The sequence below is a fragment of the Salinimicrobium sp. 3283s genome, assembly GCF_039602225.1.
Lineage (GTDB): Bacteria > Bacteroidota > Bacteroidia > Flavobacteriales > Flavobacteriaceae > Salinimicrobium > Salinimicrobium profundisediminis.
This window is the reverse complement of the sequence record NZ_CP143631.1, coordinates 1,445,705-1,468,770: the sequence shown is the minus strand read 5'-3', so window position 1 is coordinate 1,468,770 and position 23,066 is coordinate 1,445,705. Positions and strand designations below refer to the sequence as shown.

General features: G+C 41.8%; 12 protein-coding genes. 9 read left to right on the top strand and 3 right to left on the bottom strand.

Translation table 11 applies throughout. The annotated features are described in order from the left end of the window. Complete coding sequence (locus tag VS868_RS06535; RefSeq protein WP_345599598.1) at window positions 1-1,302, top strand: serine hydrolase; 1,302 nt, start codon at window positions 1-3, stop codon at window positions 1,300-1,302. A gap of 161 nt (window positions 1,303-1,463) precedes the next feature. Continuing rightward, entirely contained in the window at window positions 1,464-2,033 is a 570-nt protein-coding gene (locus VS868_RS06530) for a lipid-binding SYLF domain-containing protein (protein ID WP_266069715.1), read from the top strand. Window positions 2,034-2,220: 187 nt separating this feature from the next. Here the strand turns inward: VS868_RS06530 and VS868_RS06525 are convergent, their stop codons facing one another. Next, window positions 2,221-2,997: a glucose 1-dehydrogenase gene (locus VS868_RS06525; RefSeq protein WP_266069714.1), complete on the bottom strand. Its 777-nt coding sequence runs from the start codon at window positions 2,995-2,997 to the stop codon at window positions 2,221-2,223. Window positions 2,998-3,096: 99 nt separating this feature from the next. Further along, window positions 3,097-6,648 (bottom strand): ShlB/FhaC/HecB family hemolysin secretion/activation protein, encoded by a 3,552-nt coding sequence (locus VS868_RS06520; RefSeq protein WP_345599597.1) that lies wholly within the window; start codon window positions 6,646-6,648, stop codon window positions 3,097-3,099. A 461-nt stretch (window positions 6,649-7,109) separates the two neighbouring features. On the opposite strand from VS868_RS06520, the gene VS868_RS06515 reads away from it, so the two are divergent. The 7 genes from VS868_RS06515 (at window position 7,110) to VS868_RS06485 (ending at window position 21,958) form a co-directional block, all read left to right on the top strand. Beyond that, complete coding sequence (locus VS868_RS06515; protein ID WP_345599596.1) at window positions 7,110-9,842, top strand: triple tyrosine motif-containing protein; 2,733 nt, start codon at window positions 7,110-7,112, stop codon at window positions 9,840-9,842. A gap of 382 nt (window positions 9,843-10,224) precedes the next feature. Then, a complete protein-coding gene (locus tag VS868_RS06510; protein WP_345599593.1) occupies window positions 10,225-13,332 on the top strand; it encodes a TonB-dependent receptor in 3,108 nt (1,035 codons plus the stop codon). Window positions 13,333-13,359: 27 nt separating this feature from the next. Then, on the top strand, window positions 13,360-14,895 hold the full coding sequence (locus VS868_RS06505; RefSeq protein ID WP_345599592.1) for a RagB/SusD family nutrient uptake outer membrane protein: 1,536 nt from the start codon (window positions 13,360-13,362) through the stop codon (window positions 14,893-14,895). Between the two features lie 24 nt (window positions 14,896-14,919). Continuing rightward, window positions 14,920-17,013 carry a hypothetical protein gene (locus VS868_RS06500; RefSeq protein WP_345599591.1) on the top strand — a complete coding sequence of 698 codons (2,094 nt, stop codon included), beginning with the start codon at window positions 14,920-14,922 and terminating at the stop codon, window positions 17,011-17,013. 11 nt (window positions 17,014-17,024) lie between these two features. Continuing rightward, window positions 17,025-18,689, top strand: a complete 1,665-nt coding sequence (locus VS868_RS06495) for a family 16 glycosylhydrolase (protein WP_345599590.1) — start codon at window positions 17,025-17,027, stop codon at window positions 18,687-18,689. A gap of 66 nt (window positions 18,690-18,755) precedes the next feature. Then, window positions 18,756-21,029: a beta-glucosidase BglX gene (bglX, locus tag VS868_RS06490; protein WP_345599589.1), complete on the top strand. Its 2,274-nt coding sequence runs from the start codon at window positions 18,756-18,758 to the stop codon at window positions 21,027-21,029. Window positions 21,030-21,088: 59 nt separating this feature from the next. Next, a complete protein-coding gene (locus tag VS868_RS06485; RefSeq protein WP_345599588.1) occupies window positions 21,089-21,958 on the top strand; it encodes a glycoside hydrolase family 16 protein in 870 nt (289 codons plus the stop codon). Between the two features lie 636 nt (window positions 21,959-22,594). Here VS868_RS06485 and VS868_RS06480 read toward each other — a convergent pair. Next, window positions 22,595-23,044 carry a nucleoside deaminase gene (locus VS868_RS06480; protein ID WP_266069704.1) on the bottom strand — a complete coding sequence of 150 codons (450 nt, stop codon included), beginning with the start codon at window positions 23,042-23,044 and terminating at the stop codon, window positions 22,595-22,597. Window positions 23,045-23,066: the final 22 nt, after the last annotated feature.

The following is a 23,066-nucleotide window of genomic DNA, read 5'->3' as shown; positions in this document are numbered from 1 at the left end:
ATGTTATTAAAGACTACACTTCAGGCTAAGATTATGCTGGCGCTACTGTTGGTCGCCAACCTGGTATCAGCTCAAAATCACTCAAACTCCACTCTTGTTCAGCAAACTTCCGAAGAAGAAATAGGAATTAGTGAAGAACGGCTGGGAAAGATTGATAAGATGATCACTGAAGCAATTTCAGAAAAAGAAATTCCGGGGGCTGTTGTTCTGATAGCAAAAGATGGGAATATCGTTTATCATAAAAGCTTCGGAAAAGCCGATGCCGGGGGCAAAATGTTGAAGAAAAATGACATTTTTAGAATTGCATCGCAAACTAAGGCAATAACTTCAACTGCGGTAATGATGTTATGGGAAGAAGGAAAATTTAAACTTGATGACCCCATTTCAAAATATATTCCTGAATTCAAAGACCCTCAGGTTATAGCCACATTTAATGCGGAAGATACTACCTACACAACCAAACCTGCAGGTAAGGAAATTACCATCCGCCAACTGCTTACCCATACCTCAGGACTGGGATATGGAAGAATAGATTCCCATGAAAGAATACAAAAGATATATGCAAAGGCCGGGGTGGTAGATTTATATACAACAAAGGATATAAGCATTGCTCAAAATGTGAAAAAGCTTGCAGGTTTGCCGCTATATGCGGTTCCCGGTGAAGAATGGCATTACGGTGAAAGCCTTGATGTGCTGGGGTATTTTATAGAAAAAGTTTCAGGACAACCTTTCGACGAGTTTTTAGAAGAAAAGATCTTTGATCCGCTAGGGATGCAGGATACCCAGTTTTATATCAATGATGATGATAAGAACGATCGCCTGGTTAGTGTGCAGCACAAAGTAAATGGAGAATGGCAGAATTTTCCTGTAACATTTTACGATCCCGAATATCCTGTAAAGGGTGCAAAAAGCTTCTTTTCGGGCGGGGCAGGGCTCACCAGTACAGCAGAAGATTATGCCCGTTTCCTCCAAATGTATATCAATGGAGGTGAACTTGACGGAAACAGGATCTTAAGCAGAACCACTGTAGATCTTATTATGCAAGACCAGGCACAAGAACTCTATAAAGATCAAAATAAGGATTACGGGCTGGCATTTTCTGTTCTCAACAAAGAAGGAGTGCGCACCGGCGGGTTAGGAAGTGAGGGTACTTTTGACTGGGGAGGTTACTTCAATACCCAGTACTTTGCCGATCCCAAAGAAAATCTCATCGGTATCATTATGAAGCAAACCCAGGGTGCCACCCAGGATGAAACCGCCTGGAAGTTAAGGCAAATGGTTATATCCAGTATTGCTGATTAGTAAATGTATTAAATACCTGGTGTTTAAGGGTTTAATTCATGTTTAATGGTGATTTCAACCAGCGTTTTTTCCTTAAGATTTCGTGAAATAACGTGCAGTTAACAGTCTGTGGGAGTATATTTCTGTAATTTAAGATCATAACCATAAAAAATTATATAGTTATGAAAAGAATTTCTTACAAATTGTACAGCGGACTAGTAGTTCTGATGTTACTTCTTGCCTCTGGACAGGTGACTGCCCAGGACCAGGAGAGAATCATGGACATGGAGAAGCGCGAAGTAATAAAATCTGATGCCATGGATGCTAAAATGGCATTTATGAGAGCAAATCCAAGACTTGAGACTATGCTCAATGATGCAGCCGGATATGCCATTTTTCCCAATGTAGGGAAAGGAGCATGGATCCTTGGTGGGGCAGCAGGAAACGGTATTGTGTATGAAAACGGACAGGTTGCCGGATATACAGAGCTTAGACAAATTGACGTAGGATTCCAATTTGGAGGAAAAGCCTTTAGAGAGCTTATAGTTTTTGAAACCCAGGAAGCTCTAAATAAATTTAAAGAAGGAGATTTCGAATTTGGAGGTAGTGCATCTGCAGTGATCTGGGATGAAGGAGCTGGTGGAGCCATTACTTTCGAAAATGGTGCCGGAGTAGCAATTATGCCTAAAGCCGGAGCCATGGCAGGTATCTCTGTAGGTGGTCAGGAATTTGATTACCGCGCCGCCCAATAAAAGTACCTAAAATGATATTTTAAAAACCGGATCTTTTATGATCCGGTTTTTTTATGCTGAATTGTGATTGTTAAAAGAGATGTAGCGTATTTAATTTTATTCTTCTGAAGCAGAAACACAAGATTATATCTATTTAAAAACTGAAGTGCCTGAAGACTGCCTGAAGACTGAACACTGCCTACTAAAATCACGCTCCCTGCCCTACGTTTTGCATGAGTCCGCCGTCCATAACATAAGTAGAGCCGGTAACATAATCTGAGTCTGAAGAGGCCAGGAAGACTGCCAGTTTCGCTATTTCTGAAGGTTTTCCTGCACGTTTCATGGGAACATGCGCTACTTGTTCCTTGCGCGTCTCTTCGTCGTCTATGGCTTCCTGGTTCATTGGAGTAAGGATCATTCCGGGAGCTATGTTGTTAACATTGATGCCTTCTTCGGCCAGTTCCAGTGCCAGCACGCGGCTAAAGTTGCGTACAGCTCCTTTAGAAGCACAGTATTCGGCGGTACCGGGAGCCGGAATTTCCTCATGAACCGAGCTTACATTGATAATTTTTCCTTTTGTTCCCTGCTTCCGAAGTTCTTTGATAAACCTTCGGGTGCAAAAGAAGGTGCCGTAAAGATTGGTTTTAATAGCCTTATCGAAATTTTCGGTAGGCATTTCAGCTACTTTAAAACCCTGCCCGTCAATCGCGGCATTGTTCATAAGAATATGCAGCTTTCCAAATTTTTCTATGGCCCGGTCAAACATTTCTTCCACATTTTTTTCTTCAGAAATATCTACCTGTAGCAGCAACCCTTTTCTCCCTGTTTCCTCAACTTTTTGAAGGGTATCTTTAGCTCCCTTTTCATCAGAATGATAGGTGATCACCACATCTGCTCCCTCTTTTGCAAATTCAATAGCCGTAGCCTTACCAATTCCTGAATCGGAGCCGGTAATGAGTGCAACTCTTCCTTCTAGTTTTCCCATATCTTCGGTTTTAGTTGATTTTTAATAGCTTATCAAGCTAATAAGGAAATTTATAAGCCGCAGTTAACAAAAAGATAATTATGATACCGGCTACTGGGGCTAATATTTAAAGTTGAGCATCACGCTCAAGCGATTGCCGTCGCCACCGTGGTAAAGTCCAATATTTCCAGTCACCGCAAGGCCGGCACTTATCCACACAGAGCCTCCGTAGTTGCTATGCCATTGTTGGGAATCTTCTCCTGTAATCCACACCCTTCCATAATCAAAGCCTGCCGTCACTCCATAAACAAAGGGAATAAATTTATTTTCCCATACGCCCAAAGCAGATCGCACATCGGTACTGTGATAAAAAGCCTCTTTTCCATTAAAACGGTGATTGCGATATCCACGCAGACTATGATTACCACCTATTGTGGCAGCATGATAGATCTCGTAATCTTCCCCGAAATTCACCTGGCCTCCCAGTTTTGTGGCAAATACCATATAACCATTTGCACTTATGGGATAATTAAAGGAAACCGAAGGTTTCACATAACTAAACTCATTTTTCGCCTCATCTATGCTTCTTTTATAGCCAGTAGTAAGACGTAAATCGGATCCCATACTTGGGAAGGCCCTGGTGTTTTTGCTGTAGAACCTGTAATTAGCTTCGGCACCTGCGTAAAATTGCTGGTCAAAAATGCCATTTTTGGGAGCTAATATTTCTCCGAGGTAAGACGAAGCTTCATATTCTACTTTGTAAGATTCGAGTATGGTTCTCACGTCAAATACGCTGCCTGTGTTATTACGCCAAATAAGTGCAGGTGAAAAATGCCATTTTTGGATCTTCAGCCGGTTGTAGTCCCTGTCAACTTCATCTTTATCGTAGAAAGTCTCACTCCCGGAGCCAAAATAATTCATTTCGTAGTTGGGGCTGGTATAACGGGCGGTAAGACCAAAATTCCAGTTGTAAAACAGGTGCGCAAACTCACCATTATAGCTTACGGCAAAGCCATTGCTAGCAAAATAGTAGTTGGCGAGGAGTTCGTGCCGGGCCTGAAAAGGATTATTTACCAGCCCATATTTTGTCCAGATGGTTTTGGCGCCGAGGGTAAATCCTGCATCAGATTCAAAATTCACATAGGGTACAGCTTTAAAAATGCTGTACTTAAATTTTTTATAGTTGAAGTTGTTGATCTTGTAAGAATCGACCAGAAGCTTTCGGGAGCCGGGTTGTAAAATGTCATTTTTGGAACTTTTAAAGTCGTAGAGCTTTATTTTTTTCTTATTCTGAAAGTTGAAAGTGTCTTTGCCCGGGCCACCCAGCACCTTGATGTTTATGAGGTCATCTCCAGTTCCTGAAGTGGTAAAGCTGTCGTCACCCGCCATTCCGTAGATCCAGATGTCTTCAGTTTCGCCTGAAGTATAGGTGTGTCTAAAGATCTCTTCACCTTCGCTCTTCTGGATAATTTCTGTCTCGCCATTGCTTTTCCTTATAATCTCAAAGGCTTCATCTTCGTCTGTACCTGTAATGATCTTAAACTCCTGGATGTGCTCGTAATAGTCGCGGGCAATGCGCATCAGGTTTTCCCTGCGACCCTTCAGGTTATGTTTAATTTCTTCAATAGTTTGGTCTTGTGCTTCCACAGGTAATTCAGCAAAAGCATTTTTAATTTCTTCATCGGTTATAGCATTTTGAATCAGCCTAACCTGCTCTTCCCATTTTTCCCAGTTAGTTTGGTAAAGTATCTGGAGATCTAAGGGGTAGCCAGACCAGTTGAACCATTTAATACTGTCAATATCTTCATCATAGGTCTGCATTTTTCTAAGCCTTGGTTCCGCCAGTTTTATCAGCCTAATGAGTGGCCCGTCGTATTTCGAAAAAGCCTGGTCCCGGTCCCGTGGAATGGGCGTGTAAATTTTTCCGGTTTCATCTTCATATTCGGCCCAGCGCCAGTTGTCCTGGTGGCGGTCCCAATCGCCAATCAACATATCAAAAAGCCTGGCCTTGAGGTACTCGTTTTCATCAACGCTGGCCTGCGGGTCTTCCCGAAGTTCTTCCAGGAGATCAAAGCTGCTTAAAATATCCTGTGGCTTCTCAAATTGCGCAAAAGATTTGTTCTCACTGCCCGCATGTGCCTGTAGCTCGTAAAGCTCATTGCCGTACTCATCATTGTGAATGTCCAGAGCAGGTTGGCGTGGCACGTAATAGATTTGGGGTTTTATGTGCGGCAGGTCAAGAGCTTCAGCAAAATTATCGAGCGCAAATTTTGCGTAAGGTTGCGAAGTGGTAAAATAATCGAGAACCAGGCGATACGGATAGGTATTATCTACCCGGTCGCCAATAAAAGTGGTGGGCGCCAAATCTGCCTGTATATAACGGAACGCACTTTTTCTAAGCGCCCGTAAGGTGTATTCATGATCATTTTCATTGATAAACCTGATAGAGCGTGACTGCTGCCCGCCACCTTCTTTTATTGGGGTGAGTCCGCCGTATACAGTGTCCAGCAGCAAGACCGGAACTTCAATTTTGGTGTTGTAAACATTGCGGTAACGATCTCCCCAAAGGAACCTGTAAAAGCTGCTTTTTTGGGTTTCTTCGGAAGTATAAATGGAAGCCGAATGCGTGTCTCCCAGGTTTTTCCACGCTGCTCCTTCCAATTCTATCTTTGTATTTCTTTCCTGCGGAATTTTTTTACTGAAAAGCAATTCTTCCCCTGAAGGTTTCACGCTGAAAAAATCTATTCTAGAACTGCCATTTTTGAATACTGTGAGTTTGGCGTATCCGGGTTCTTCTGAAGTAAAAAGAGCATCTCCGGTAGTTTTTGCAGGTGCTGTAGTGGCAGCAGTGGCACTAATGATTTGCGGATTCCTGCCGTTGTGCAAATACTGAAGGTTGGCATCGTTTCCCGAAACAAAAATGACATCGTCAAATTGGCTGGCAAGGGTTTCCAGCCTTTTCCTGAATTCACGGTAAAGCGGATTTTGAAAATCCTGCCGGGAAAAAGGGAAAATCCTGTTGAAAGCACCGGGTGTTGAGGCGGTGAGTACGGGATGATGGACTGCGACGATCTTTACCTTTTCAAAATTGTCTTTTAAGGCATCTTTTACCTCTGTGAAGAACCGTTCTTTAGTGCGTATGTCACACTCTACATTGTAATCACTACTGCGGTCCCAGTCTTGCAGGTACCATTGTGAATCTACGGTTATTAAGGCTACTTCATCATTAATTTCTATGTCTTCTACTGGGCAACCATCATTGGGCAGAAACTTCCCGTTGCTATTGTCCTGCAAGAAACTTTCCAGGTCATCAAGGCTTTGTGGTGACCCTGGTGCCCACTCATTTATTCCCGGTGTAAAAATGATATTTCCGTTGAAATTATCGAGCGGTTCCAGGAGGTTCTTCCGAAGAAATTCTTTGGTCTCCTGTCTTTTTTGCTCTGCTTTTGGGAATCCATGTGACGGGGTGATATTTCCGGGAAGAAGAATTGACGCCGAAACATCCTTTTGAGAGGCCTTTACCACATTTTCAAATAGTGGTAGCGTTGCCATTTTTGCACCGGGCCCTGTGTTAGATAATATATAAAAAACCCGGCTTACAGCCGCGGTGTCGGGTTTTTGTTCCTGTGCAAGAACAGAAAATGAACAAAAAACCAAAAGGAAAGTATACATGCAAAGCAATCTCAAAAAGAGATGAGGAGATGCCATTTTATGGATCATGAAAATTATGGGTTTACGAATTCTGTTTTAAAATAAGGGCAGTAGTTCACCTAAAGCTTCAATTTCGAAAAAAATCTGCCCATTCTGTTGATATTTAACCCCTTTATAACAGATGGAGAGGCTTTTACAAAAAGAATTCTTAACCTTCAGGTCTCAAAAATGACAAATTCACCACACATTTTTTAAAACTCACTTTTTCTATAGGAAAAGTTGATGTACAGGAACAGTAAGAACTTAATTAATCTGTGGAAGAGACATAACAACCCCTTCCCGACTAAAACTGTAGAGGGCGATGTAGAGCTTTACAAAATGCTCTCTAAAAATTTCCTTAGACTCAAAATGAGGTTATATTTGTTTGAATGAACCCGCGACTTCTTGTGAAAACTAATTTATATCTCCTTATCCTCCTTTTTTTGAGCCTGATAGTAAAGGGGCAGGAATTACCACCTGTCACCAATTATTCGCCAGGAGAATATGGTGGCGGGAACCAAAACTGGATGATCTCCCAGGGGCAAGATAAAAAGATATATGTAGCCAATAATGCCGGTTTGCTTCAGTTTGACGGAGAGCACTGGAACTTATATAAAGTTCCCGGAGAAACAGCTGTGCGCTCGGTGCTGGCCTCGTCTAGCCACATTTATACCGGGTCTTACATGGAGTTTGGGTACTGGCAACAACAGGAAAATGGAAGGCTTAAGTACTACTCTCTTAAAGACGCTGTTGGCGGGGAATTGATTGATGGTGAACAGTTTTGGGATATAAAAGAAGTTGGGAGTCATGTGATTTTTCAAAGCCATCAACGCCTGTACAGCTTCAACAAGGAAACTGGAAAGGTAATGAGCATAGTTACCGAAGATAATATTTCGAACCTGTTTAAGGTGCAGGATAAAATATATTACCAGGTTGCCGAAAAAGGTCTTTTTGTTGTTGAAGATGGAGTTGGTAGGAATTTGGTAGACAATGAAACCATCAGGAACAAACCCATTATTGCACTGTTTCCATACGCTGGCGACAAAATTCTTGCAGTAACGCGTGATGATGGTCTATTTACTATTTCTGATAATTCCTGGGAAGCATTTCCGGTAGAAGGTTATCCCATTTCCGAAAGTTTCTTTTCAGCGCTCTACCTCCAGGATGGCTCTTTAGCTTTGGGTAGTATTGGCGATGGACTGTACATTCTCAATCTTGAAGGAAAGTTGGAATATCACTTGTCTCAACCTTCTCTTCTTAATAATACCATGCTGGCTGTTATGGAGGATGAAGAAGGCAATGTTTGGGGCGGATTGGATAACGGGATTGCAGTAATTAATAAACAGAGCCCTTTCCGGATTTTCGTGGATACTTTTGGAAAGATCGGCACTGTCTATTGCAGCGTGGAAGGTGATGGTATCATGTACCTGGGAACCAATCAGGGGCTGTACTATAAAAATGCTAACTCTAATGAAGCATATCAGCTAATCCCGGGTACTACAGGGCAGGTATGGAGCTTAAATTATCTGAATAGTCAGCTTTATGCCGGCCATGACCGGGGAACTTTCAGAATTGAAGGAACAAGGGCAATACACATATGGGACGGGCTTGGAACCTGGACCATGGGAGAAATTGGCGCAGGAATTATTCAGGGGCACTACAACGGCTTAAGTTACTTTGAAGATAATGCTCTAAATGAAGAAGCTGATTATTTAGATGACTTTGACCTTTCTGTACAGCACATGATAATAGAGAACGACTCAACCTTGTGGATGAGCCATTTTCACAGAGGTATCTTTCGTGTGAAACTCAATAAGGCTTATTCGGAAGTTGAGGCTATGGTAAATTTTGGGATTTCGGGAAAATCAGGTCTCGGACCTCAAATTTTCAGGTTTGAAAACCAAATTTACTTTTCTACAGAAGATTCGGTTTACAAGTACAAAAACGATTTGAATGAATTTACTGCAGAAAACGATCTTAATAGAATTAGTAGTACAACCAACAGAATAAGTGGAGCTTCCCGGGTACTGGACGACGGTAGCTGGTGGACTTTTGGAGAAGACAACCTGTATTACGTAAACAGGGATCCCTTTGAACAAAAACTTGTTGCCCAAAAAGTTCCCCTGCCATTAGAAAACAGGATTATTACCAAGGGGTTTGAAAATATTTCATTGATAGGTAAAAATCGCTACCTGGTGGGATCTAACGGAGGTTACATAGAATTTTCCCTGCCTGTTAATAATATACCATCGGGAGAGCTCATGCTCAATGCGGTTAGCACGTCTTCCAAAAGAGAGAATTTCACATACCAGCAGTTGGAGGATAATAAACTGGAATTGAAGAGCGAGGTAAATAATATTCGATTTGTCTATAGCATTCCGGCGTACCAGAGCTTATCCAGAGCCGAGTATAGTTATCGCCTTCTCAATTACTCTTCTGCATGGTCGCAGTGGGACCAAACCGGTATGGCCAGTTTTGAAAATCTGCCGGCAGGAAGCTATACCTTTGAAGTAAAAGGCAGAATAAATGACCGGGAGACTCAAACGCTGAGTTATAAATTCACTATTGCAAAACCCTGGTATTACAGCAATTTAGCTGTTGTGGTTTACCTGTTACTATTTATACTTGGGCTGGTAATGATTCATTACACTTATAATCGGCGACATAAAAAGATCATAGAGGAAAGGGAGAGAAACCTTAAGTTGAAGAACCTTGAGGCAGAACAGGAGATCATTAGGCTTCAAAAAGAGCATTTAGAGAAGGACATGCAGGAAAAGAATAGTCAGCTGGCAGCTTCTACTATGTCTATTATAAAGAAGAACGAACTTCTTTCCACTTTAAAAGCCGATCTTAAGGAAGCCGACAATCCACAAGTGAAAAAAGTGATAAGAACAATTGATCGGGAATTGAGGGAAGAAGATAACTGGAAGATGTTCAAGGAAGCTTTTAAAAATGCAGATAAAGATTTTTTTGATAAGATTAAAAGCAAACACCCCGAGCTAACTTCCAATGATCTTCGACTTTGTGCTTATTTGCGATTAAATCTTTCTTCTAAAGAGATTGCACCTCTGGTTAATATTTCAGTAAAGAGTGTAGAAATTAAGCGATATCGTTTGAGGAAGAAGATGAATTTGCCGCGGGAGGCTAATTTAACAGACTATATAATGAATTTGTAGCCTTTACATGACTATGATTCACCTCTACAACACCTCTACATTTTAAATTAAAACTTAATTTTCTGTTCTTTTGTATCCCTTATATTTTTTAGGCTTTACCGGGATAATCTTTGATTATTGGGGGTGTTTACCCATCTATACACAACTCTTTTTACGGTTGTAGGTTTTTTGTAAAGGCGGGGTTTACGCCATCTTCTCTTTTACTTAATAAATTAGTAACACAATTTTAACAGCAATCATCCGGTATTTTGTCTTTTCCTTAATTACCGACCGTAGTGATTTGTATTATAGTAAATCGCAAACGATTTCGGTTATGAATGACACTTTTACAAATTGGATGGTTACTTAAAATTTTTGGACTAATAACTAAATCAAAAAGTCAATGAAAATTAAGAACTATTTAATGATGTTATTTTTATTCGTCATGAGTACAGCTTTAGCTCAAACGAAGCAAATAACTGGTACTGTAGTAGATGGTGATGGTATTCCTTTACCGGGTGCCAATGTCATTATTAAAGGCACAACAACCGGAACACTTACCGATTTTGATGGCAAGTTTGCAATAGAAGCAGTGCCGGGTGACGTTCTTGTATTCTCTTATATAGGATATGAGACTATTGAAACTATAGTAGATGACCAACAAGACCTTGCAATCACTCTTGCACCAGATACTGCGTCTCTGGATGAAGTTGTGGTAGTAGGTTATGGTACTCAAAAGAGGAGTGTAGTCACCGGCGCAATTTCTAGCGTGAACGCTTCAGATCTCGAATCGATGCCTATAAATACCGTAGGTGAGGCTTTGCAGGGTCGTACTTCAGGATTAACAGTAGCTGCGGCCAGTGGGCAACCTGGCTCAGGAGCTACCATTCGTGTGCGGGGAATAACTACCCTTAATAACAACAATCCGCTATGGATAGTTGACGGTGTGGTTGTCGATGATGGTGGAATAGGATATTTAAATCAATCAGATATTGCATCTATAGAGGTTTTAAAAGATGCTGCATCTCAGGCTATTTATGGGGCAAGGGCAGCCAGTGGAGTTATTCTCATCACTACAAAATCTGGTAAGGAGGGTAGAATTCGGGTTAACTATAACACATATTTAGGGGTTTCTGAACCGGCCGAACGTATAGACATGACCAATGCTACCCAATATGCAGCTTTACGGAACGAAGCCAGCGTCAATGATGGAGAAGGTGTTGTTTTTAACGATCTTAGTGCCCTGGGACAGGGAACCGACTGGCAGGATGTTATTTTTAATGATTCGGCTTTTCGCCAAAATCATGAACTCAGCATTAGCGGAGGAAATGAAACATCCACCTTTTATTTTTCCTTTGGTTATTTGGAAGAGGAAGGGATCGTAGCCACCGATATTTCCAGTTATGAGCGTACGAATCTTCGATTAAACTCTACGCATGATATTACTCCCTGGTTAACTTTTGGAGAGAATTTTGGATATTCAAGAAATAAAAGTGTAGGGATAGGAAATACGAACAGTGAATATGGAGGCCCTTTAAGTTCTGCTATAAATTTAGATCCTCTTACACCTGTTGTAGTGACCGACCCCGAAAGGTTATCACAATTTCCTTACAACCAGGATCTGCCTTTTCTTAGAGATGCAAATGGAAATCCTTATGGTATTTCTCAACAGGTAGCTCAGGAGATAATAAATCCACTCGCATATATTCAAACTCGGTTGGGCAACTTTGGTTATAGTGATAACTTTGTAGGAAATGCTTTTTTAGAAGCAGAGCCCATTGAAGGTTTAGTTTTTCGTTCAAATCTAGGAGTCAAACTTTCATACTGGGGCGATGAATCTTTCACCCCAATTAATTATCTAAATGCATCTTTTAGTACCGCAAAAACTTCTTACTCCAGGGGCAGCAATAACAAACTCGATTATAACCTGGAGAACACTGTATCTTATTCAGATGAAATTGAACAACATAATTTCACAATACTATTAGGTCAGGGAGCCTATAAAGAAAATGAGGCTGAAGGTTTAAGTGTAACTAAATTTGGCATTCCGGTAGACAATTTTGACGACGCATCATTAAATTTTGATGTACCTGAGAATGATGTCGTTTCAAACGGTTATGAAAATGTGCCTCATAAAGTTTCTTCTCTTTTTGCAAGACTCAACTACAATTATGCTGAGAAGTACCTTTTCAGTGGGATAGTTCGGAGAGACGGTTCTTCGAGATTTGGAGCAAATAATAAATACGGTATATTCCCATCTGGGTCTATAGGATGGGTTGTTTCCAGAGAAGATTTTTGGGGAGGTGAAAATCCTGTTGGATTTTTTAAATTGAGAGGAAGTTTTGGAATTGTGGGAAATGACAATGTAGGAGATCTTGCTTACCTGTCAACCATTAGTTCAGGTAGAAATTATGCATTTGGCGATCAGCTTGGAAGTTATGATGTAGGGTACAGCCCAGATGCACCGGCCAATCCCGATCTAAAGTGGGAAGAAACTAGTCAGTTAAATATCGGTTTTGAATCCCGTTTCCTTAACGGATTTTCTCTTGAAGTAGATTGGTACAAGAAAGAAACTACAGATATTTTGCTGTACCCAAGGATACCTGCATTCGCAGGGGTAATAGGTAATCCGGCTAGAAACGTGGGAGATATGGAAAACACCGGGGTAGAAATAAATTTCGGCTATTCCATGAATAAAGATGACTTTGGATTTTCAGTAAATGCCAACGGATCTTATCTACATAATGAGGTAACATATTTGGGTGAGGGGCAGGAATACCTTGATGGAGGAGTTGCTTTCCAGTCCAGTACTTTTCCTATCACCAGGACTGCGGTTGGGCAGGCAGTAAATTCATTTTATGGTTTTAAAACTCTTGGGGTTTTTCAAACCCAGGAAGAAATAAACAATTATACCAATGCCAACGGAGATCTTATACAACCCAATGCTGTACCAGGAGATTTTAAGTGGCAGGATAGTGACGGAAGTGGAGCTATAGGGGAAGAAGATCGTGTGTTTATTGGTGATCCAACTCCAGACTGGTCCTATGGAATTACCGTTAGTGGTTACTATAAGGATTTTGATTTTACAATTTTTGGCCAGGGTGTTGCTGGGAACCAGATATTTCAGGGGCTTCGCCGTTTAGATATCGCAAATGCAAATTATCCTGCGAAAGCTATGGAAAGATGGACCGGACCTGGTACTTCCAATTCTCATCCACGCATGACAAATGATGATCCTAACAACAACTACAGTAATCCATCAGATTTTTATCTTGAAGACGGAGATTATTTCAGGATCAAAAATGCCCAAATAGGGTATAATTTACCCGATTCTCTTCTTTCTACTGTAGGGTTTGAAAAAGTTAGGGTGTATGTAATGAGTGAGAACCTGTTAACCTTTACTAAATATACAGGTTTCGACCCAGAGATTGGAGGGGGTGTGTTGAGTATTGACAGAGGTATTTATCCACAGGCAAGATCCTTTATGCTTGGAGCTTCAATTGGGTTTTAATTTGAAATATTTATAAAAAATACTACAATGAAAAAAATAATAAAATATATAGCAGTCGTTGTTTCAACGGTTACTTTGACTGCCTGTAGCGATGATTTCTTAGAAGTAGAGCCACGAGGGCAAAGCTTGGAATCAAATTATTACCGTAATGCAGAGGAAGCTTATAATGGTTTAGTTGCAGCTTATGATCCCATAGGTTGGGTTGGTCAGAATTATGTTGCAAAAGAATTTGCACTCAACGCAGCTTCCGATGACTTTTATGCCGGGGGTGGAAACTCACAGGATGTTCCGGCCATCCAAGCCTGGTCCAATTATACCCTAGATCCTGCTACAGGGCCACAGGAAGAATTATGGAGAAGAAGTTATTCGGGAATATACCGGACGAATGTTCTTCTCTCAAAATTACCAAATACTGAAATGGATGAGCAGTTGAGAAGCCGGTTTGAGGCCGAGATGAAATTTCTTAGAGCTTACTATTACTTTGATTTGATAAGATTGTTTGAACGTATTCCTTTGTTTACTGAGCCTGTAGCGGCCAGTGAGTTAGGTAATGCAATGCAGGTGGATCGTGCAGAGGTCTTTGCTCAAATAGAACAGGATCTAACTGAAGCAATTCCTAACCTACCAACACAAATTGATGCAGCAACCGAAGCCGGTAGGGCTACACAGGGTGCCGGTAAGGCCCTTTTAGGAAAGGTATATCTGCACCTGGAAAAATTTGGAGAAGCTGCCCAGCAGTTAAGTGATGTAAATGGAACTCCCGGAGGGACTAATCAGTACGGGTATAAGTTGCTTGAAAATTTTGGAGATCTTTTTGAAAATGAGAATCAGTTCAATGAGGAGTCAATTTTTGAAGTGATCCATACTTCAGCTTCAAACTGGGGAGATTGGGATTGTATTGGTTGTACAGAAGGTAACCTGCTAAACCAAATGTCGGCACCCCGGGGATATAATATTCTGCAACAAGGTAAGGGTGCGCCCGACTTTATTGCGGGATGGGGGTTTAATATTCCTACAGAAAAGCTTGTGGATGCCTTTATATACAATGATGGCAGCTATGACAATAGATATAAGTACACCATTAGTAATCTCGACAGCCTTGAACAGGCCGGAATTATTTCTTACGAGGAAAGTTATCAGGACACCGGATATTTCCTTAAGAAATTCGCTGGTGAACAGGAAGATCGTTCTACAGGGGGAGGAAACTTTGAACTTAATTGGTCTCAGAATTTTTATGATATAAGATTGGCAGACACTTATTTACTCGAAGCTGAAGCTTTGGTAAGAGGTGGAGGAGATACTAACCGTGCACAGGCTTTACTGGATGCCGTAAGGAATAGAGTTGGGGAAGAATCTGTACCCGCTACTTTCGAGAATATTCTTAGGGAAAGAAGGCTTGAACTAGCAGGAGAAGGACATAGATGGTTTGATCTTCAAAGAGCCGGCCTCGCTGCTCAATATTTGGAATTCAAAGGTTATGTAGAAGGAAAACATGATAAACTTCCTATTCCATTACAGGACTTAACAAATACTCAATTGGAGCAAGATCCTGCTTATCAGTAAGTCATTCAATAACAAATGAATAATATGAAAAATATATTTAGAATCATCTTAGCTGTTTTTGTTAGCGCGGCCGTTATAAGCTGTGACAAAGACGACGATAGTTTGGGAGTTGATCTTGAAGGACTGGCAGCCCCGTCAAATTTGGGAGCAACGTTCAAGATCACACAAGATAACACTGGTATGGTAACCATTATTCCAACCGGTGAAGGCGCAAATTTATTCACAGTTGATTTTGGTGACGGTTCTACACCTTCAGAAGAAATTAGTGTGGGGGAAAGTGTAACCCATACCTATGCTGAAGGGAATTACAACATCATTATCACAGGAACAAATATTGCAGGAGAATCGGCTGAAGGTACTCAGCCATTAACCGTTTCTTTCCGGGCACCCGAGAATCTGGAGGTTAACATAAATAGAGATCCTCAGGATAGTTACACTATTTCTGTTAGTGCCACAGCAGATTATGCTGCAATGTACAACGTGTACTTTGGAGATGTTGTAGATGAAGAGGCCACTCCTCTTATGGTTGGAGAAACTGTAAGCCATACTTATGAAACAGTTGGCACCTATAATGTTCGGGTTGTTGCTTTAAGTGGCGGTGAAGCGACCATTGAGGCTACACAGGAAGTTACAATAACAGATCCTTTGTTCCTTCCAGTAGATTTTGAATCTGAAAAACTGGATTATACCTGGGCAGGATTTGGAGGTGCAAGTGGAGAAGTAATTTCCAATCCCGATATGGACGGCATCAACACCAGTTCTAAAGTAGTGGAGCTTATAAAATCAGCCGGAGCAGAGACCTGGGCAGGAATTTCCTTATCTCTTGATGAACCTCTCAATTTTGCTGAAGGTACTGCAGTTAAAATGAAAGCCTGGTCCCCTAAAGCAGGAGTTCCTGTACTATTTAAAATTGAAGATTCAGGATCTGAGCCCGATGCAAATGGAAATCCTACTGTATTTGTTGAAGTGATCTCCAATACAACCACAACCGGGGAATGGGAAGAGATGACTTTTGATTTGAGTAGCTATGCAGCCTTTGATCCTTCTGTGGATTATGACAGGGTCATCGTGTTCTATGACTTCGGAAATACAGGAGAAGGTACTTCCTTCTACTTTGATGACATCAGGTTAACAAACCTCGAACCATTAAAACTACCTGTTACTTTTGATAGTAGTGCTATAAACTACAGCCCTGCAGTTTTTGGGGGTGCTTCCTTTGAGGTGGTTACAAACCCGGATAAATCTGGAGCCAATACTTCTACTACCATGGTTGGAGCACTTACAAATGCCGGGAATGCCTGGGAAGGTGCTTCCTTTAATCTTGAAGAGCAGGTAGATTTTAGTGGGGATAACAAAACGATCACGATAAAATTGTGGTCAGATGTTGCTCTTCCTGTTCTTTTAAAGTTCGAAGGTGGTGTTAATGGAGAACGGCAGACAGAAGTGGTGGCTAACCATGGAGGTGCCGGTTGGGAGGAACTCAGCTTCAATTTTAGTACAGATGCCGTGAAAAGCTACATCGATGGATCACAAGGAGTAGGGGAAGCCTTTGTTCCTACAGGGGAATATGCTACCATGACTATTTTTATAGACGGTCCCGGAAATTCAGCAGGAACATTCTATCTGGATGACATACAAAAGCTACAAACCGGAGAAACCTCCTATATATCCATTTTCAGTGATGTTGCAGATGATGTTGTGGTCGATACCTGGAGAACAGACTGGTCTAATGCAAATTACGAGGAAGTTACTTTTGAGGGTAAGTTATCTAAACATTATAGGAATTTAAACTTTGTTGGAATTGAAACGGTGACCAATCAATTGGATATTACCAATATGAACCACATGCATGTGGAATTTTATACCGAAAATGCGACCAGTTTTAAAGTTAAGCTGGTAGATTTTGGTTCAAACGGAGTATATGAACAGGGCGGTGATAATACCGAACATGAAGTGGTTATAGAAAACCCCGCACAAAACCAATGGGTGAGCGTGGATATTCCATTGTCAGATTTCACAAATCTCACCACACGCGAACATATTTCACAGCTCATCTTTTCAGCTACACCTACTGGAACAGCTAATGTGTATGTAACCAATTTATACTTTCATAATTAAACAGAAGAAACATGAAAAATAATTTAAAAATAAAGAACATATTCTTCATCCTTCTTCTCTCTGTTCTTGCAGTGGGTTGTGCTGAAGAAGATTTCGAATTCGGAGAGCTCACAAGCCCAAAAAACCTTAGTGTTTCTACAGAGGTTGTGGGACAAAGCACAGATATGCCTTATGGAGATGGTTCTGGGGAAGTAGTGTTTAACGCATCTGCAGATGGAGCCATGACTTACAAGTACATATTTGAAAATGGAAGTTCAGGAACTGCATCAAATGGTACTTACACCCACCAATTTTCCAAAATTGGAACTAATGTTCACACTGTTACTGTTGTAGCTTATGGTCCCAGTGGTACTGCCACTTCAACCCCTGTGGATGTAGAAGTACTCGTAACCTATGAGCCACCGGCCGAATTAATTCAAAAACTAGTGGGAAAAGAATGGCGCATTAAAGCATCGGCACCAAAGCATTTTGGATTAGGGCCTGTAGGAGGTGAAGTTATCGCTGAGCATTACGGTGCAGGACCAAATGATAAAGCCGGAACAGGGATGTATGATGATCGTTATATTTTTAATGAAGATGGGACTTTCACCCACATTGTTGATGCAACAAATGATGATCCAACACCAGATCCAACCGGAACTGTGTTCGGAAGAATAAACCTGGTGGACCAATTAGGAGCTACATGTAGTGAAGAGGATGGTTGTACTGTGGATGGAGCAGATGTAATGAATATTCCATTTACAGATTATACTGAAAACTGGTCTATCTCAGCCCCAGGGGGTGTGGAAACCATTAATCTAACCGGAACCGGATTTATTGGCTACTACATAGGGGGAGATCATACCTATGAAATATTCGATCGCTCTGCGGCCAATGAATTGGTTCTTAGATCTACAGATGGTAATGGTGAATTTGACTGGTGGTTTGTACTTACTTCTGAAGAAGAAGGAGCTCAGGAGCCGGAAGATTTCGAAACTGAATATACCAAACTCGTTTGGGAACAGGATTTTGAGTCGGGATCTTTGGATACCAGCATTTGGAATTTTGAAACAGGAAATGGAGAAAATGGCTGGGGAAATCAGGAAAAACAATATTATACCACTGAGAATGCCGAAGTGGTCGATGGAAACCTGGTTATCACAGCCAAAGCAGAAGCATCCAATGGGTTCAATTACACTTCTTCCAGGATCACCACAAAAGATAATTTCGAATTTAAATATGGCCGTGTAGAAGCCAGAGCTAAATTGCCCGAAGGCGCTGGCACCTGGCCTGCAATATGGATGTTGGGATCGAATTTTAATGAAGTTGGCTGGCCAGACAGTGGAGAGATCGATATCATGGAACATGTGGGGAATGACCAGAATACTATTCATGGAACCCTTCATTACCCCGGTCGTTCTGGTGGAAATGCCGATGGTGGTAGCACAACAGTAGAAGGTGTGAGCAGTGATTTCCATCTTTATTCTGTCGAATGGAGTCCAGAAAGGATTGTGTTTATTGTAGATAACGAGGTCTACCACACCTATGAGAATTCTGCAGATTCTCCCTTTAATCAGGAATTCTTCCTTATCCTGAATGTAGCTATGGGAGGAAATTTTGGAGGGGAAATAGACCCTGATTTTTCAGAATCTTCCATGATCATAGATTACATCAAGGTGTTTCAGGCAGAAGAATAATTTTTAGCCACTTCTTTAATCATATCCAGGGGGAAGGAACTTTCCCCCTGGAATATAATTACCAAAATGAAAAAAATAAATATAGTTTTCTTTAGCCTTTTTTGGGTCTCTATGGCATCTGCCCAAACCTCACAAATCAAAAGCTCTGTTGAAAACGTTGAAACAAAAATCGACTCCCTTCTCTCCATCATGACCCTTGAAGAAAAAGTTGGGCAAATGGTGCAGTATAGCGGGACCTGGGACCTTACCGGCCCTGCAAGTGGAAATCAAAACCAGTACCGGGAAGAACAGCTAAAAAAGGGCCTTGTAGGTTCCATGCTCAACGTACTTTCAGTAGAAGCCACGCGGGAGGCCCAAAAGCTGGTCATGGAGAATTCCAGGATCAAGATCCCTTTGATGTTTGGCTATGATGTCATTCACGGGTACAAAACCATTTTTCCTGTTCCGCTAGGAGAAACTGCAAGTTGGGACCTTGAGGTGATGGAAGAAACCGCGCGCATCTCTGCTCTCGAAGCAGCGGCCGATGGCGTCAATTGGACTTTTGCACCTATGATAGACATTTCTCGTGATGCCCGCTGGGGGCGCATTATGGAAGGTTCCGGAGAAGATCCCTTTCTAACTTCCCGTGTGGCCGAAGCAAAGATTAGGGGCTATCAGGGTGAAGATCTTTCCAATCCTGCAACTATCGCGGCCACTGCCAAGCACTTTGCCGGTTATGGGTTTGCCGAAGCAGGCCGTGATTACAACACGGTTCACGTGGGTGAGAACGAACTCCATAACACCATTTTACCACCTTTTAAAGCCGCTGCCGCTGCCGGGGTTGCTACTTTCATGAACTCTTTTAACGATCTTGATGGTACCCCCGCAACCGGAAGTAAAATGCTTCAAAGAGACATTCTTAAGGAAGATTGGGATTGGGACGGATTCATAGTTTCAGACTGGGGTTCTATTACCGAAATGATAAACCACGGCTTTGCTGAAGATCTTACTCATGCCGCCGAAATCGCTGTAAAAGCCGGAAGTGATATGGACATGGAAGGCGGTGCCTATGAAACCGGACTTGTCCAACTGGTTAACTCCGGAAAAGTTGATGAAGCACTAATTGATGATGCTGTTAAAAGAATTCTTCGGGTGAAATTCAAACTGGGGCTTTTCGAAGATCCTTACCGCTATTCTAACTCTCAAATGGCCGAACAGCTCAACCTGAAAGAGCATAGAGCTGTGGCAAGGGACGTGGCAAAAAAGTCAATTGTACTCCTCAAAAATGACAAAAACCTGTTGCCTATAGCTTCTTCAGTAAAGAATATCGCTGTTATAGGTCCATTGGCAGATGATAAAGACACGCCAATTGGTAACTGGAGAGCTCAGGGAGAAGCAAATTCCGCAGTTTCTATCCTAGAAGGTTTAAAAAGTGCTGTGGGTAATAATGTGAAGATCACCTACGCTAAGGGAGCCGATCTCGGTATGGGAGAACGCACCTTCCTTAAGCCTTTAAAGATCAATACTACCGACAAATCCGGATTTAAAGCTGCTATTGATGCCGCAAAAAAGGCAGATTTGGTGATCCTTGCCCTTGGTGAAGATGCGTTTCAAAGCGGCGAAGGTAGAAGTCAGGTGAATATTGGCCTGGCAGGTCTTCAGCAGGAACTTATGCACGAAATTTACAAGGTGAATAAAAATGTGGTGCTGGTACTTCAAAACGGCAGGCCTTTAGAAATTTCATGGGCTGCAGAGAATATTCCTGCAATTGTAGTTGCATGGCAGCTTGGTACCGAAAGTGGAAATGCTATTGCCGATGTGCTCTTCGGAAGATACAATCCTTCAGCAAAACTTCCGGTGTCCTTCCCGAGAGCTGTGGGCCAGGAGCCGCTTTATTACAACCAGAAGAATACAGGTAGACCCAGTAATCCTTCCGATGTTACTTATTCAGCTTATACCGATGAAGAGAAAACAGCCCTGTATCCTTTTGGTTACGGCCTTAGTTACACCACTTTTGAATATGGCGATTTGACGCTTTCTTCAGAAGAAATGAATCCGCAGGAGTCATTAACGGTCACTGTGCCTGTTACCAACACCGGTAAGAAAGCCGGGAAAGAGGTAGTGCAGCTGTATTTGAGAGATATGGTGGCAAGTACTACAAGACCCATTAAAGAATTAAAAGGATTTGAGCTTGTTGAACTGCAACCGGGAGAAACAAAACAGGTGAGCTTTACTATTTCCAATGAACTTCTGAAGTTTTACAACGCCAATAAAGAATGGGCTTCAGAACCTGGAGAATTCCAGGTGATGATAGGAGGAAATTCCATAGATTTTAAAACCGAAAGCTTCCGATTGAATTAACAAAAAGGGGGCTCTAAAATGACATTTTTGAGACCCCTTTTTTAAATACGTTACAAGATATGTACAGGAAAAATTTTAAAAATATTCTGCTGGGGATAATGATCTCTGCTGGCGGAAACCTTTTTGCACAGCATGTAGAGTTGAAAGCCAAAAAAGACACGTTGTTCTTTGATACTTTTTCTGAAAACACGCTCGATCGCCAAAAATGGAATGTGCAGGGAACCGATTTTTGGGTGAACAATGAGCAGCAGATCTATATTGATTCTTCGGCCACTGTTTTCACCGTAAAAGGTGAAAAGGCAGGGGGAGTTGAAGATGCTCTGGTTCTCAAAGCCCATTACAGTCCCAATTACATCAATTATAAGGGTAATGATTTCGATTTTGTCTCTGGAAGGATCAACACCCAGGATAAGGTGATGTTCACTTACGGGACCGCAGCCGCGAGAATGAAACTACCAGAAGGTTCCGGCTACTGGCCGGCTTTTTGGGCACTTGGCGGAGGTAACTGGCCCGAAACCGGGGAGATTGACATCATGGAATACGTGGGCGAAACAGATTGGATTGGAGTTGCCCTTCATGGTCCCGGTTATTCGGGGGAAACACCCTTGGTGAACAAGTATTTTTTTCCTGAAGGAGAAGATGTCACCGATTGGCATGTTTATTCGGTAGACTGGACGCCTGAAGGTTTTGATTTTAGGGTGGATGGCAGGTTGATCTACAGGGTGACAAAACCCATGGTAGAACATTATGGGAAATGGGCTTTTGACAACCCAAAATACCTTATTCTGAATTTAGCTCTGGGTGGTGCATATCCCTACAAGACCAACGGAGTGGAAAAACCTTACAACGGTCTGCCCGCATCAACCGTAGAATTAATAAAATCTGGCAAAGCCGAAGTGCTGGTCGATTGGGTTTTAATTACGAAGTAAGCAGGTTGAATTAGCCGGAAATCCTCTTCAAAAATGACATTTTTGAAGAGGATTTCTTATTTACGGGCGTAAATAAATAAGCGAACGCCGCATCAGTCATAATGTAAAATCTCAAAATGTGTTTCCCTGAAAATTCTCCGTGATCTTGCCCAGGAGAAACTGAACTTCAGATTCAGGAGAGATAGACCCATTATTTATTAAGGTATATGGACATCCAAAATTCTGAAATACGATTGCAAATGTTTTTGAATTTATTATTTCACTGTATACCGGCCCTACTGTGATGTTGGTACGACCCCGTCGGGGTCGAAAGGTCTATGCTCATCATCAATAAATATGGAATCCCTTCGGGATTCTTTTGATTGAAAAAATGTCAAAAATCCTTCAGGATTTTCTTCAACCCCATGTATGGTTCAAAAAATTGAATTTTAATTATGCTTAGCACTGCTAATTTTGTACGGGCGAGCATAAGCGAGTCTTTCCCAGGAAGCTTCAGCTTCCAAAGGACCCCGACGGGCTCGAATGTAACCAGGGATATTAAATTCCGTAGGGAATATTTCAGAAGTTACATTTACAGGAATTCTATATTAAAAAAATCCAATTCCATATTTCGCAACAGAAGAGAACATGAATTTTTTAATTCAAATTCCTTCTTTCGATAAAAAACCGCTTCAGGAGTTGCGAAGCTTCCTCTTCTAAAATGCCATTTTTGACCTTCGTTTTTGGGTGAAGTTTTCCTCCCATTCTTCTGTAGCCCCTTTCAGGATCTGAGGCAGCAAACACTAAATTGGAGATCTGGCTCCAGTAAAGGGCACCGGCACACATTTGGCACGGCTCCAAAGTCACGTACATGGTACAATCCAGCAGGTATTTTCCGCCAAGGAAGTTCGCAGCCGAGGTGATAGCCTGCATTTCGGCATGGGCTGTGACATCATTCAGCAGTTCGGTGAGATTGTGTCCGCGGGCAATGATCCTCTGTTGAGCCACAATCACAACACCTACCGGGATCTCCCCTTTTTCGTAAGCCTGTTGTGCCTCTTCAAGGGCCTTCCGCATAAAATAAACGTCGTCAAAAATTAATTGCATATTCAAAAATACAATTTCAAAA